A 14,071-nucleotide genomic window follows, 5' to 3' on the forward strand; every position below is an offset into this window, starting at 1 on the left:
CGGGTGTGGGCCCCCTTCGTCCCGCCGTAGACTCGGGCCTCGTGTCAGGACCCAACACCAACTACGACCCGGTCGAGGTCGCGGCGCTCGACCCGCAGGCGATCGACGACGCCGTGACGGCGGCGCTCGCTGCGGTCGCTACGGCGACGACCCTCGACGAGCTCAAGCGGATCCGCGGTGCGCACCAGGGCGACAAGAGCCCGCTCGCGCTGGCCAACCGCGAGATCGGCGCCCTGCCGCCGAGCGCCAAGGCCGAGGCCGGCAAGCGCGTTGGCCAGGCCCGCGGCCGGGTCGGTCAGGCCTTCACGGCCCGGCAGGCCGAGCTCGAGGCGGAGCGTGACGAGCGGATCCTCGTCGAGGAGACCCTCGACCTGACCGTCCCGAGCCCCCACCAGCGACTCGGTGCGCGCCACCCGATCAGCCTCGTCACCGAGCGCGTCGAGGACATCTTCGTCGGCATGGGCTGGGAGATCGCCGAGGGCCCGGAGATCGAGTCCGAGTGGCTGACCTTCGACGCGCTCAACATCGGTCCCGACCACCCGGCCCGCGGGGAGCAGGACACCTTCTTCGTCGAGCCGGCCGACGCCGGCGTCGTCCTGCGCACGCACACCTCGCCGGTGCAGGTGCGCACCATGCTCGACCGCGAACCGCCGATCTACGTGCTGTGCCCGGGCAAGGTCTTCCGCACCGACGACCTCGACGCGACGCACACGCCGGTCTTCCACCAGTTCGAGGGACTCGTCGTCGACAAGGGCATCACGATGGCCCACCTGCGCGGCGCTCTCGACACCTTCGTCCAGGGCCTCTTCGGCGAGGGCATCGTCACGCGCCTGCGGCCGAACTACTTCCCCTTCACCGAGCCGAGCGCCGAGATCGACTGCCAGTGCTGGGTCTGCCGCGGCGAGGACAGCGCCTGCCGCACGTGTGGTGGCACCGGCTGGATCGAGCTCGGCGGCTCGGGCATGGTCAACCGCCGCGTGCTCGCCGCGTCCGGGATCGACCCGGACGAGTACACCGGCTTCGCCTTCGGCCTGGGCATCGAGCGCTCGCTCATGCTGCGCCACGGCGTCGCCGACATGCGCGACATCATCGAGGGAGACGTGCGCTTCTCGGCCGCGTTCGGGATGGAGATCTGATGCGGGCACCCATCGAGTGGCTCCGTGAGCTGACCGAGGTCGACCCGCAGGCGAAGGGGGTGGACGTCGCCGCCACGCTCGTGCGCGTGGGCCTCGAGGAGGAGGACATCCTCGGCGGGGACGTCACCGGCCCCCTCGTCGTGGGACGCGTCCTCGAGCGCACTCCCGAGGAGCAGAAGAACGGCAAGACGATCAACTGGTGCCAGGTGGACGTCGGTGCCGCCAACGGGACCGGCGAGCCGCAGGGCATCGTCTGCGGTGCGCACAACTTCGACGCCGGCGACCTCGTCGCGGTCATCCTGCCCGGCGGTGTGCTGCCCGGGAACTTCGAGATCTCCGCGCGCAAGACCTACGGGCACGTGAGCGCCGGGATGATCTGCTCCGCGATGGAGCTGGGCCTGGGCGAGGACCACGACGGGATCATCGTGCTCACCGAGCAGCTGCCGGCCGACGTCGTCAGCGGGCTGGTACCCGGCGACGACCTCATCCCGGTCCTCGGCCTCGACTCCGAGACGGTCGAGGTCAACGTGACCCCCGACCGCGGGTACTGCTTCTCCATGCGCGGGATCGCGCGCGAGTACGCACTGTCCGCGGGGACCCCCTTCGTCGACCCGGCGGACCTGCCGGTCGCACCGGCGTCCGGCCCCGGCTACGAGGTGCGCCTGTCCGACGACGCTCCGGTCGACGGTGTGCCCGGGTGCGACCGCTACGTCGCGCGCGTCGTGCGCGGCATCGACGCCACGGCCTCGTCGCCGGAGTGGATGCAGCGCCGCCTGACCGAGGTCGGGATGCGCCCGATCTCGCTGGCGGTCGACGTCACCAACTACGTGATGATGCTGCTCGGGCAGCCGCTGCACGCCTTCGACCTCGACACCCTCTCGGGCGCCATCGAGGTGCGTCGTGCGCGGACCGGCGAGACGCTCAGGACCCTCGACGACGTCGAGCGCACGCTCGACCCCACCGACCTGCTCATCACCGACGGCGGCAGCACGCCGCTCGCGATCGCCGGCGTCATGGGGGGCGAGACGAGTGAGGTCACCGCGTCGACAGTCAACGTCCTCGTCGAGGCGGCGCACTTCGACCCGGTCACGGTCGCCCGGTCCGCCCGCCGGCACCGGCTGTCGACCGAGGCGTCCAAGCGCTTCGAGCGCGGGGTCGACCCGGCCGTCACCGCGGCCGCCGCTCAGCTGGCCGTCGACCTGCTCGTCGAGCACGGTGGCGGGAGCGCCGACACGACCGCGACCGACGTGGGGGAGCCCGCGCTGCCGCAGCCCATCCGGCTCGACCCGCAGCTGCCGACCCGGTACATCGGCCTGGACTACCCGCGCGACGAGGTCATCGCGAGCCTCACCGCGATCGGGTGCACGGTGACCGACGAAGGGGAGTCCCTCCTCGTCGCCCCGCCCACCTGGCGTCCCGACCTCGTCGACGGCCCGGACCTCGTCGAGGAGGTCGCCCGCGTGCGCGGGTACGACCAGATCCCGTCGGTCGTGCCTCGCGCCAGCGCGGGGCGTGGGCTGACGCACGGCCAGCGGGCCCGCCGTGTCGCCACGCGCACGCTCGCCGCGACCGGGCTCGTCGAGGTGCTGTCCTACCCCTTCACCTCGGCCGACCGGCACGACGCCTTCGGCTACGCCGCCGACGACGCCCGTCGGGAGACGGTGCGGTTGGCCAACCCGCTGCAGGACGAGGCGCCGCTCATGCGCACCTCGATCCTCGACACGCTGCTCGACACCTTGCGGCGCAATGTCTCCCGCGGTCACCGCGACGTCGCGCTCTACGAGATCGGGCTGGTGACGGCGGGCGGGGTCACCCCCCTTCCGCTGCCGCCCGGTGGCGCCAAGCCGGACGCGCAGGCACTCGCGCGGATCACCGACGGGGTCCCGGCCCAGCCGCGCCATGTCGCGATCGCCGCCGCCGGCGCTGCCCTGCCGGCCGGTCCGCACGGTCCGGCCCGGGCCGTCGAGGCCACGGACGTCGTGGGATGGGTGCGGGCGCTCGGCGCCTCGCTCGGGCTGGAGCTACAGGTCGAGGCCGCGCAGCGCGAGCCCTTCCACCCCGGCCGATGCGTCGCGGTGAGCATCCCCGGCGGCGCTGTCGTCGGGTACGCGGGTGAGCTGCACCCCAAGGTCGTCTCCCGGCTCGAGCTGCCCGAGCGGACCGTCGCCGCCGAGATCGACCTCGATGCGGTGGTCGCCGCGTCCGGGGCTCCGGTGCGTCCCTCCCAGCTGTCGACCCAGCCGGTCGCCAACACCGACGTCGCGCTCGTCATCGACGAGGGCGTCCCGGCGGCCGCCGTCGCCGCTGCCCTGCGCTCCGGAGCGGGGGAGGACCTCGAGTCGCTCACCCTCTTCGACGTCTACCGCGGCGACCAGGTCGGTGAGGGGCGCAAGTCGCTCGCATACCGGATGACCTTCCGCGCGGACCGGACGCTCAAGACCGAGGAGGTCTCCTCCCTGCGTGACAAGGCGGTGGCCGCCGCCACCAGCGCCACGGGGGCCCAGCAGCGCTGACTCCTGCCGCCGGGCGGGCACGTCCCGCCCGGCGGACCGGCTTTTGCATGACTCAACGCCTGAGCGTATGGTCATGCATTGTGATCACCGCAGCCATCGCCGGAGCCAGTGGCTACGCGGGAGCCGAGATCGCTCGCCTCCTGCTCGCCCACCCAGAGATCGAGATCGGGGCCCTGACCGCCTCGGGCAACGCGGGGGTGCGCCTGGGCGACCTCGCCCCGCACCTGCAGCCGCTCGCCGGCCGGGTGCTGCAGCCCACCGAGGTGGACGTGCTCGCCGGCCATGACGTCGTCTTCCTCGCGCTGCCGCACGGCCACTCGGCCGCCATCGCGCAGCAGCTGCCCGACGACGTGACGATCATCGACTGCGGCGCCGACTTCCGGCTCGACGACGAGCAGGACTGGACCGACTTCTACGACACCCCCTTCGCCGGCACCTGGCCCTACGGCCTGCCCGAGCTCGTCAAGGCGGGTGGCGGCAAGCACCGCGATGACCTCGTGGGAGCGCGGCGCATCGCCGTCCCCGGGTGCTACCCGACGGCGGTCAGCCTCGCGCTGGCCCCGGGCCTGGCGGCCGGGGTCATCGAGCCGCAGGACGTCGTCGTCGTGGCCGCGTCCGGGACCTCGGGTGCCGGGCGCTCGACCAAGCCGCACCTCATCGGGGCCGAGGTCATGGGCGCGATGAGCCCGTACGGCGTCGGCGGCGGGCACCGCCACACCCCCGAGATCCGGCGCAACCTGGCCCTGGCCGCCGGGGCCGAGGCGAGCGTGTCCTTCACCCCCACCCTCGCGCCGATGCCACGCGGCATCCTCGCGACGACCACCGCCCGGGCCGTGCCGGGCACCGACGCGGCCGCGGTCCGCGCCGCCTGGGATAGCGCGTACGCCGACGAGCCCTTCGTCCACCTGCTGCCCGAGGGGCAGTGGCCGCACACCGGCAGCGTGCTCGGCTCCAACCTCGTCCACGTCCAGGTCGCCCTCGACGAGCGCAGTGGCCGCGTCATCGCGATCGCCGCGGAGGACAACCTCACCAAGGGGACTGCCGGCGCCGCCGTGCAGTCCATGAACCTCGCCCTCGGTCTGCCCGAGACCACCGGGCTGCCGATGACGGGAGTGGCACCGTGAGCACGACGACCCCTGCAGGATTCCGCGCCGCCGGCGTGGTCGCCGGCCTCAAGGCGAGCGGCCGGCCCGACGTCGCTCTCGTCGTCAACGACGGCCCGGACCGCCACGCGGCCGCGGTCTTCACGACCAACCGCGTCGAGGCCGCCCCGGTCACGTGGTCGCGCCAGATCATCGCCGACGGCCGGGCAGACGCGGTCGTCCTCAACTCCGGTGGCGCCAACGCCATCACGGGCGCACAGGGCTTCCAGGACACGCACGCCACGGCGGAGCACACCGCTGCCGCGCTGGGCGTGTCCGCCGGTGACGTCGTCGTGTGCAGCACCGGACTCATCGGCGAGCTGCTCCCCATGGACCGACTCACCGCCGGCGTCACCGCCGCCGCGGACGCGCTCTCGCACACCGGGGGTGACGCGGCCGCGGAGGCGATCATGACGACGGACACCGTCGCCAAGACGGCGGAGCGCGCCCGTGCCGGATGGAGCGTCGGCGGCATGGCGAAGGGGGCCGGCATGCTGGCCCCGGCCCTGGCCACGATGCTCGTCGTCGTGACGACGGACGCCGTGACGAGCGCCGAGGACCTCGACGCGGCCCTGCGCGAGGCGACGCGGACCACCTTCGACCGGATCGACTCCGACGGGTGCATGTCCACCAATGACACGGTGCTCGCGATGGCCTCCGGCGCCTCCGGCGTGTGGGTCGAGCGGGACGAGCTCACCGAGGCGCTGCGCGAGGTCTGCGCCGACCTCGCCCGCCAGCTCATCGGCGACGCCGAGGGCGCGGCCCACGACATCGAGATCGTCGTGCGCAACGCGGCGAGCGAGGACGACGGGCTCGAGGTCGCTCGGAGCATCGCGCGCAACAACCTCTTCAAGTGCGCGATCTTCGGCAAGGACCCCAACTGGGGTCGGGTGCTCGCCGCGGTCGGGACCACGCGGGCGGCCTTCGAGCCCGGCGACCTGGACGTCGCCATCAACGGCGTGCAGGTCTGCCGCGCGTGCGGCGTCGGCGAGGACCGCTCGCTCGTCGACCTCGAGCAGCGCGAGGTGCGCGTCGAGGTCGACCTGCACGCCGGCTCCCACGAGGTGACGGTCTGGACCAACGACCTCACCCACGACTACGTCCACGAGAACTCCGCCTACTCCACCTGAGGACCAGCGATGCCCGACAACTCCACCCTGCGCGGCGCGATCGACGCCGCGGCGCTGCGCGTCGCCCAGACCAAGGCGACGACCCTCGTCGAGGCGCTCCCGTGGCTCGAGCGCTTCCGCGGCGCCCTCGTCGTCATCAAGTACGGCGGCAACGCGATGACCGACGACTCGCTCAAGGCGGCCTTCGCCGAGGACATCGTCTTCCTGCGCTACGCCGGGCTGCGACCCGTCGTCGTCCACGGTGGCGGGCCGCAGATCCAGGCGATGCTCGACCGCCTCGGGCTCGAGAGCGAGTTCAAGGGCGGCCTGCGCGTCACCACCCCCGAGGTCATGGAGGTCGTGCGCATGGTCCTCACCGGGCAGGTCGGCCGCGAGCTCGTGGGCCTGCTCAACCAGCACGGGCCGGTCGCCGTGGGGCTCTCCGGCGAGGACGCCGGGCTCTTCGGCGGGCGGCGCAAGGGCGTGGTCATCGACGGTGAGCCGGTCGACATCGGCCTCGTCGGTGACGTCGAGTCGGTCGACCCCGCAGCGGTGCTCGACATCCTCGACGCCGGCCGCATCCCGGTCGTCTCGACGATCGCCCCCGACCTCGACGCCGAGGGGCAGGTGCTCAACGTCAACGCCGACACCGCCGCTGCGGCACTGGCGGTCGCGCTCCGGGCGCACAAGCTCGTCGTGCTCACCGACGTCGACGGCATCTACGCCGACTGGCCCGACCGCGACTCCCTCCTGTCGCACCTGACCGCCTCGGGCGCCCGCGAGCTGCTCGCCAGGGTCGACTCCGGCATGATCCCCAAGCTCGAGGCCTGCATCCGCGCGGTCAGCCAGGGGGTGCCGCAGGCGCACGTCGTCGACGGGCGGCAGCCGCACTCGATGCTCCTCGAGCTGTTCACCTCCGAGGGCTTCGGGACGATGATCCTGCCCGACGAGGACGACGACGAGCAGGGCGAAGGGAGCCCCTCATGACCGTCTCCGCCGCACAGCAGGCGCTCCTCGAGCGCTACCGCGCCAGCCACATCGGCGTCTTCGGCCTGCCCGGGCTCGTCCTCGCCCGCGGGGAGGGCGCCCACGTCTGGGACGTCGACGGCAACCGCTACCTCGACCTGCTGGGTGGCATCGCCGTCAACGCGCTCGGCCACGGGCACCCCGAGCTCGTCGCCGCGATCTCCAAGCAGGCCGGCGAGCTGGTCCACGTCAGCAACTTCTTCACCACCACCGCGCAGATCGAGGCGGCCGAGGCGGTCCTGCGCATCGCGCAGGCGCCCGAGGGCTCCGGGGTCTTCTTCTGCAACAGCGGGTCCGAGGCCGTCGAGACCGCGATCAAGCTCTCCCGTCGTACCGGCCGCACCGGGATCGTCGCCGTCGGCGGCGCCTTCCACGGCCGCACGACGGGTGCGGTCAGCCTGACCCACAAGGAGGCCTACCGCGCCCCCTTCGAACCGCTGCTGCCCGGCGTGACGCACGTCGAGCCCGGCGACCTCGACGCGCTGCGGGCGGCCGTTGGACCGGACACGGCGATGGTCCTGCTCGAGCCGATCCAGGGAGAGGCCGGGGTGGTCCGTCCGCCCGAGGGGTACCTTGCGGCCGCCCGGGAGATCACCCGTGACGCGGGCGCGCTGCTCGTCCTCGACGAGATCCAGACCGGCATCGGCCGCACCGGTGCGTGGTTCGCGCACCAGCTCGAAAGTGTCGTCCCGGACGCGATCACCGTCGCCAAGGGACTCGGCGGGGGAGTGCCGATCGGAGGCCTCGTGACCTTCGGACCCGAGGTGACCGGGCTGCTCACCGCGGGCCAGCACGGCTCGACCTTCGGCGGCAACCCGCTCGCCTGCAGTGCGGCCCTGGCGGTCCTGGCCACCATCGAGTCCGAGGGCCTCATTGAGCACGCCGTGACCGCCGGGGACTTCCTCGTCGACCGCGTCGCCGCGCTGGGCCACCCGCTCGTGACGGGGGTGCGTGGCGCCGGCCTCCTGCGTGCCGTCACCCTCGCCCAGCCGCTCGCCCCGGCGGCCGCACTCGCCGCGCGTCGGCACGGCTTCATCATCAACCCCGTGGCACCCGACGCGCTGCGGCTCGCGCCGCCGCTCGTCGTGACCACCGACCAGCTCGCCACCTTCGTCGACGCCCTCCCGGCGATCCTCGACGAGGCCGTCAAGGAGACCGCATGACCGTCCGCCACCTGCTCGCCGACGACGACCTCACGGCCGAGGAGCAGGCCGAGGTCCTCGACCTCGCTGCCGCGCTCAAGGCCGACCGCCACGCCGAGCGGCCGCTCGCCGGCCCGCAGGCCGTGGCGATCATCTTCGACAAGCCGACGCTGCGCACGCAGCTGTCCTTCACGACCGGCGTCGCCGAGCTCGGCGGGTACCCGATGGTCGTGGACGGCAACCTGGCGCAGATCGGCACCCGCGAGTCCATCGCCGACGTCGCCCGGGTCGTGGGCCGACAGGTCAGCGCGATCGTCTGGCGCACGCACGGACAGGACCGGCTGCAGGAGATGGCCGACCACGTCGACGTCCCGGTCGTCAACGCCCTGACCGACGACTACCACCCGTGCCAGCTGCTCGCCGACCTGCTGACGATCCGTGAGCACAAGGGCGGCACGGCCGGTCGCACCATCGCCTACGTCGGCGACGGCGCCAACAACATGGCCCACTCGTACCTGCTCGCCTGCGCCCTCGCCGGCATGCACGTGCGCATCGGCACGCCCGCCACGCACCAGCCGGCGGCCGACGTGCTCGCCCGCGCGGAGCGCATCGCGGCCGAGCAGGGCGGCTCCGTCGTCGTCACCGACGACCCTGTCGCGGCCGTCTCCGGGGCCGACGTCGTCGCCACCGACACCTGGGTCTCGATGGGCATGGAGGGGGAGAAGGGCGACCGCACCGGCCAGTCCTCGCCCTTCGCCCCCTTCGCCGTCACGCGGCAGCTGCTCGGCCACGCCGCGGGCGACGCCGTCGTCCTGCACTGCCTGCCCGCCTACCGCGGCCTCGAGATCGAGGCGGACGTCATCGACGGGCCGCAGTCGGTCGTCTGGGACGAGGCCGAGAACCGGCTCCACGCGCAGAAGGCACTGCTCACCTTCCTGCTGCGCGCCTCGTCATGATCGCGGCCACCCGGCCGGGGCGGCAGGCACGCATCACCGAGCTGCTGCGCGAGCACGCGGTGCGCAGCCAGACCGAGCTGCTCGCCCTGCTCTCCGAGGACGGCATCGAGGTCACCCAGGCGACCCTCTCGCGCGACCTGCTCGAGCTGCGCGCCGAAAAGGTGCGCGTCGGCCGCGACCTCGTCTACGCCATCCCGGGCGAAGGGGGTGACCGCACCCCCCGCGCCGCCGTGGACCCCGCAGAGATCGACGGTCGCCTGCGGCGCCTGTGCGAGGAGCTGCTCGTCACCGCCAGGGCGAGCGCCCAGCTCGTCGTCGTGCGCACGCCACCGGGGGCGGCCAACTACCTCGCCTCGGCCATCGACCACGCGCGCCTGCCCGAGGTCCTCGGCACCATCGCGGGGGATGACACGATCATGGTCATCACCGGCGGGCCCGACCAGGGCGCCACCCTCACCACACATCTGCTGGGCCTGGCCCAGACCACCGACAGCCAGGAGGCACCGTGAGCCAGGACCAGACCACGACGTCGGAGCGGGTGAGCCTGTGGGGTGGGCGCTTCGCCGGGGGACCGAGCGACGCGCTGGCCGCGCTGAGCAAGTCGACGCACTTCGACTGGCGGCTGGCCCCGTACGACATCGCCGGCTCGCGCGCCCACGCCCGGGTCCTGCACGGCGCGGCCCTGCTCGACGACCCGACCCTCGAGGCGATGCTCGCCGCGCTGGAGCGGCTGGCCGCTGACGTCGAGTCGGGCGCCTTCGTCCCGGCGGAGGACGACGAGGACGTGCACACCGCGCTCGAGCGCGGACTCATCGAGCGGGCCGGGGCCGACGTCGGTGGGCGCCTGCGCGCGGGCCGCTCGCGCAACGACCAGGTCGCCACCCTCTTCCGGATGTACCTGCGCGACCACGCGCGCATCGTCTCCGGCCTCGTCCTCGATGTCGTGCGGGCCCTGGTCGACCAGTCGCGTGAGCACATCGACGTCGCCATGCCCGGTCGCACCCACCTGCAGCACGCGCAGCCGGTGCTCCTGAGCCACCATCTGCTCGCCCATGCGTGGGCGCTGCTGCGCGACGTGCAGCGCTTCGTCGACTGGGACGCGCGGACCTCGCTCAGCCCCTACGGATCCGGCGCCCTCGCGGGCTCCTCCCTCGGGCTGGACCCGGAGGCGGTCGCGGCCGACCTGGGCTTCGCGGGCGCGGTCGACAACTCCATCGACGGCACGGCCTCCCGGGACTTCGTCGCCGAGTTCTGCTTCGTCGCGGCGATGACCGCGGTGGACGTCTCGCGGCTGGCCGAGGAGGTCATCCTCTGGGCGACCAAGGAGTTCTCCTTCGTCACGCTCGACGACGCGTTCTCCACCGGGTCGAGCATCATGCCGCAGAAGAAGAACCCCGACGTCGCCGAGCTCGCCCGCGGCAAGGCCGGGCGGCTGGTCGGCGACCTCGCCGGGCTCATGACGACGCTCAAGGCGCTCCCGCTGGCGTACAACCGCGACCTGCAGGAGGACAAGGAGCCGGTCTTCGACGCCGTCGACACGCTCGAGGTCCTGCTGCCCGCCTTCTCCGGCATGGTCGCGACGATGACCTACCACGGCGAGCGGATGGCCTCGCTCGCCCCGCAGGGCTTCTCGCTCGCCACGGACGTCGCCGAATGGCTCGTGCGACAGGGCGTGCCCTTCCGCATCGCCCACGAGGTCGCCGGGGCCTGCGTGCGGGTCTGCGAGGAGCGCGGGATCGAGCTGTGGGACCTCACCGACGCCGACCTCGCCGGGATCAGCGAGCACCTCACTCCCGGTGTGCGCGAGGTGCTCTCGGTCGAGGGCTCGCTCGCCTCGCGTGATGCCAAGGGTGGCACCGCCCCGGCGCGGGTCACCGAGCAGCTCGATCGTGCGGCCGCCCTGCTCGACGAGCTCGGCGGGTTCGCCGCGAGCCGCATCGAGGCCCGCTGAGGGATGGCGGGCCGGGCGCGTCGATGGACCAGGGCCGACCTGGCCCGCGACCCCCTGTCCGTCGCCCGGTCCCTGCTCGGCACCCACCTCGTCGCCGGCCCCGTGACCCTGCGGCTGACGGAGGTCGAGGCCTACTGGGGGACCGGCGACCCCGGGTCGCACGGCTACCGCGGCATGACCCCGCGGACCGAGGTGATGTTCGGACCTCCGGGTCACCTCTACGTCTACCGCTCGTACGGCATCCACTGGTGCGCCAACATCGTCTGCGGGACGAAGGGGGAGTGCGCCGCCGTCCTCCTGCGTGCCGGTGAGGTCGTCGCCGGGCACGACATCGTGGCCGCGCGACGCCCGGACGTACGTGAACGGGACCTCGCGCGCGGTCCGGGGCGCCTGACCGTCGCGCTCGGGCTGCACGGCGACGACAACGGCGCGGCCCTCGTCGGGCGGGGATCCCCCTTCGTCCTGACGGCACCGGCCGACCCCGTCGACGACGCACGCGTGCGCACGGGTCCCCGGGTCGGGGTCTCCGGCCCCGGGGGTGACGGTGCGACGTACCCGTGGCGGTTCTGGATCGAGGGCGAGCCGACCGTCTCGACCTACCGCCCCGGCAAGGTCAGGCGGGGTTGACCCCGACGTCGACCTGCTGCGCCAGGTAGTTCTCCAGACCCACGCGGGCGACGGCGTCGAGCTGTGCCTCGAACCAGTCGGCGTGCTGCTCCTCGTCGCGGGCCATCTCCTCGAAGATGGCTGCCGTGGCGTGGTCGCCGAGGTCGTGGCACTCCTGGGCCGCAGCGTTGAACTGCTTGACGGCGACGATCTCGCTGGCCAGGGCCAGCTCGAGCATCTCCTTGGCGTCCTCGCCGATCGGGATGTTGTTGAGCTTCTGCACGTTGGGGTGGCCGTCGAACATCAGGATGCGCTCGATGAGCTCGTCCGCGTCCTTCATCTCCCCGATGGACAGGTCGTAGAAGACCTTGCCCAGACGCGGCAGGCCCCAGTTGTCGAGCATGCGTGCGTGGAGGAAGTAGCCGTTGACGACGGTGAGCTCGAGGGTGAGGGCCTCGTTCAGGAGCGTGACGACTCGGGGATCAACTGGCTGCACGGTCTACCTCCGCGGACGTGGTGAAGAGACCGTGATCGGTCTCACTCCCCACACTCTCGCAGAGGATGCGACGTACTGAGAAGACACAGGACCCGCAATCGCGGCCCGCTCCGGTGCTCGCGCACACCTGGGAGAGGGTCGAGGCGCCGGCGGCGGCTGCCGCGGCGATCTCGCGGTCACCGACGACCGCGCAGTGGCACACGATCACGTGAGGCTCCCTTCGGGTCACTGAGGTGAGGCACACCTTATCCGGTCGAAGGGGGCGGCTGTCACCGGGTGTTCCACATGCCGGATCGGTGCGCCTGCCGGGGGCCCGCCTGAGGCATGGCAGGCTGTGACGGGCGCGTGATCGCGTGCCCGTGACACCCGGAAGGACCGATGACGACCGTGACCGACATCCTCGACGAGCTGCAGTGGCGCGGAGCGGTGGCCCAGACCACCGACGAGACGGCCCTGCGACAGGCCCTCGCCGACGGACCGATCACGGTGTATTGCGGTTTCGACCCGACGGCGCCCTCGCTCCACTTCGGCAACTTCGTCCAGCTCGTCGCCCTGCGTCGGCTGCAGCGCGCCGGCCACAAGGTCATCTGCCTCGTCGGGGGCTCGACGGGCCTGATCGGCGACCCGAAGCCGACGAGCGAGCGGCAGCTGCGCACCAAGGAGCACACGGCGCAGAACGTGGCCCGCATCAAGGAGCTGGTCCGTCCCTTCCTCGACTTCGAGGGGACGCAGACCCAGCACCCGGCGATCCTCGTCGACAACCTCGACTGGACGGCGCCGATGAGCGCGCTGGACTTCCTGCGCGACATCGGCAAGCACTTCCGCGTCAACCAGATGATCCGCAAGGACGCCATCTCGGCTCGTCTGGAGAGCCAGGAGGGCATCTCCTACACCGAGTTCAGCTACCAGCTCCTGCAGGCCCTCGACTACCTCGAGCTCTACCGCCAGCACCGGTGCACCCTCCAGCTCGGGGGATCGGACCAGTGGGGCAACCTCACCGCCGGCGTCGACCTCATCCACCGCACGGAGGGAGTGTCGGTCCATGCGCTGACCTCGCCCCTGCTCACCGACTCACACGGGGTCAAGTACGGCAAGTCCGAGGGCAATGCCATTTGGCTGTCGGCCGACATGACCAGCCCGTACGCCTTCTACCAGTACTTCCTCAACGTCGAGGACGCATCGGTGGTCAAGCTGCTCAAGGTCTTCACCGACCGCAGCCGGGAGGACATCGCGGAGCTGGAGCGACTCGTCGCGGACGAGCCGCACCGACGCGCGGCCCAGAAGGCGCTCGCGGCGGACATGACGACCCTCGTCCACGGGGCCGAGGCGACGGCGTCGGTTCAGGCGGCCTCGGAGGCGCTCTTCGGCAAGGGCGACCTCGCGGCCCTGGATGAGCGCACACTCCTCGACGCGACGGCCGAGCTGCCGGGCGCCGACGTGCCGGTGGGCACCGGTGTCCTCGATGCGCTCGTCGCGGCCGGCCTCGTCGACTCCAAGAAGGCCGCGCGGCGGGCCATCTCGGACGGCGCTGTGTCGGTCAACGGTGCCAAGGTCTCCGATGAGGCACACACCCTCGGGCCGGGGGACTACCTCCATGGCCGGGTGGCGATCCTGCGCCGTGGTCGCAAGAACCTCGCCGCGGCCCGTCAGGCCTGACGCCTCAGCGCACCCTTCGGGGGCGGAACCCTTGATTTTCCGGGGGATCCGCCCCCGATTTGGTTTCTGCCCCAGCGGTGTTCTAATGTTCTCGACGTCAGCCCGAGAGGGAGGAACGGACACCACGCGGCGGCCCTTGCAGGGTCGCACCAAGCAGGCCGGTCCCACCGAGCTGACACCCCACTCCGAGCGAGTCACCAGGCACTTCGGTGCCACGAGGACGGACTTGGAAGCACAGCAGCTCGACTGCTAGTGTGGGAGATCGCCGCAGGCGACAGACCCGCAGATCGATCCGCAAGGACATCGCGAGTTTGACCCGCGACGATCACAGTAGTAGG

The 14,071-nt window shown here is 72.3% G+C and carries 13 protein-coding genes; 11 read left to right on the top strand and 2 right to left on the bottom strand.

Going from position 1 to position 14,071, the window contains the following annotated elements:
- Positions 1-41 precede the first annotated feature (41 nt).
- The 10 genes from pheS (at position 42) to JAN01S_RS11170 (ending at position 11,602) form a co-directional block, all read left to right on the top strand.
- Complete coding sequence (pheS, locus tag JAN01S_RS11125) at positions 42-1,136, top strand: phenylalanine--tRNA ligase subunit alpha (protein ID WP_068318087.1); 1,095 nt, start codon at positions 42-44, stop codon at positions 1,134-1,136.
- The gene (gene pheT / locus JAN01S_RS11130) at positions 1,136-3,649 is read left to right on the top strand and encodes a phenylalanine--tRNA ligase subunit beta (RefSeq protein ID WP_068318090.1); all 2,514 of its coding nucleotides are present in this window, start codon (positions 1,136-1,138) and stop codon (positions 3,647-3,649) included. Before pheS ends, pheT begins: the two co-directional genes overlap by 1 nt.
- Before the next feature lie 80 nt (positions 3,650-3,729).
- Complete coding sequence (gene argC / locus JAN01S_RS11135; RefSeq protein WP_244884823.1) at positions 3,730-4,773, top strand: N-acetyl-gamma-glutamyl-phosphate reductase; 1,044 nt, start codon at positions 3,730-3,732, stop codon at positions 4,771-4,773.
- Positions 4,770-5,921 carry a bifunctional glutamate N-acetyltransferase/amino-acid acetyltransferase ArgJ gene (argJ, locus tag JAN01S_RS11140; RefSeq protein ID WP_068318098.1) on the top strand — a complete coding sequence of 384 codons (1,152 nt, stop codon included), beginning with the start codon at positions 4,770-4,772 and terminating at the stop codon, positions 5,919-5,921. The genes argC and argJ overlap by 4 nt, the downstream gene beginning before the upstream one ends.
- Before the next feature lie 9 nt (positions 5,922-5,930).
- Positions 5,931-6,887: an acetylglutamate kinase gene (gene argB / locus JAN01S_RS11145; RefSeq protein ID WP_068318102.1), complete on the top strand. Its 957-nt coding sequence runs from the start codon at positions 5,931-5,933 to the stop codon at positions 6,885-6,887.
- On the top strand, positions 6,884-8,089 hold the full coding sequence (locus JAN01S_RS11150; protein WP_068318106.1) for an acetylornithine transaminase: 1,206 nt from the start codon (positions 6,884-6,886) through the stop codon (positions 8,087-8,089). The genes argB and JAN01S_RS11150 overlap by 4 nt, the downstream gene beginning before the upstream one ends.
- Complete coding sequence (gene argF, locus JAN01S_RS11155; RefSeq protein WP_068318109.1) at positions 8,086-9,024, top strand: ornithine carbamoyltransferase; 939 nt, start codon at positions 8,086-8,088, stop codon at positions 9,022-9,024. The genes JAN01S_RS11150 and argF overlap by 4 nt, the downstream gene beginning before the upstream one ends.
- The gene (locus tag JAN01S_RS11160) at positions 9,021-9,533 is read left to right on the top strand and encodes an arginine repressor (RefSeq protein ID WP_068318112.1); all 513 of its coding nucleotides are present in this window, start codon (positions 9,021-9,023) and stop codon (positions 9,531-9,533) included. The genes argF and JAN01S_RS11160 overlap by 4 nt, the downstream gene beginning before the upstream one ends.
- Positions 9,530-10,975 (top strand): argininosuccinate lyase, encoded by a 1,446-nt coding sequence (gene argH / locus JAN01S_RS11165; protein WP_068318116.1) that lies wholly within the window; start codon positions 9,530-9,532, stop codon positions 10,973-10,975. The genes JAN01S_RS11160 and argH overlap by 4 nt, the downstream gene beginning before the upstream one ends.
- A gap of 3 nt (positions 10,976-10,978) precedes the next feature.
- Positions 10,979-11,602, top strand: a complete 624-nt coding sequence (locus JAN01S_RS11170; RefSeq protein WP_068318120.1) for a DNA-3-methyladenine glycosylase — start codon at positions 10,979-10,981, stop codon at positions 11,600-11,602.
- Here JAN01S_RS11170 and bfr read toward each other — a convergent pair.
- Together bfr and JAN01S_RS16670 are read right to left on the bottom strand one after the other, a co-directional pair.
- On the bottom strand, positions 11,589-12,077 hold the full coding sequence (gene bfr / locus JAN01S_RS11175; RefSeq protein WP_068318123.1) for a bacterioferritin: 489 nt from the start codon (positions 12,075-12,077) through the stop codon (positions 11,589-11,591). The genes JAN01S_RS11170 and bfr overlap by 14 nt on opposite strands.
- A complete protein-coding gene (locus tag JAN01S_RS16670; protein WP_306305662.1) occupies positions 12,064-12,321 on the bottom strand; it encodes a (2Fe-2S)-binding protein in 258 nt (85 codons plus the stop codon). Before JAN01S_RS16670 ends, bfr begins: the two co-directional genes overlap by 14 nt.
- A 143-nt stretch (positions 12,322-12,464) precedes the next feature.
- Here JAN01S_RS16670 and tyrS point away from each other — a divergent pair, with 143 nt between their 5' ends.
- Positions 12,465-13,733, top strand: a complete 1,269-nt coding sequence (gene tyrS, locus JAN01S_RS11180) for a tyrosine--tRNA ligase (RefSeq protein ID WP_068318138.1) — start codon at positions 12,465-12,467, stop codon at positions 13,731-13,733.
- Positions 13,734-14,071: the final 338 nt, after the last annotated feature.

The organism is Janibacter anophelis NBRC 107843 (assembly GCF_001570945.1).
Lineage (GTDB): Bacteria > Actinomycetota > Actinomycetes > Actinomycetales > Dermatophilaceae > Janibacter > Janibacter anophelis.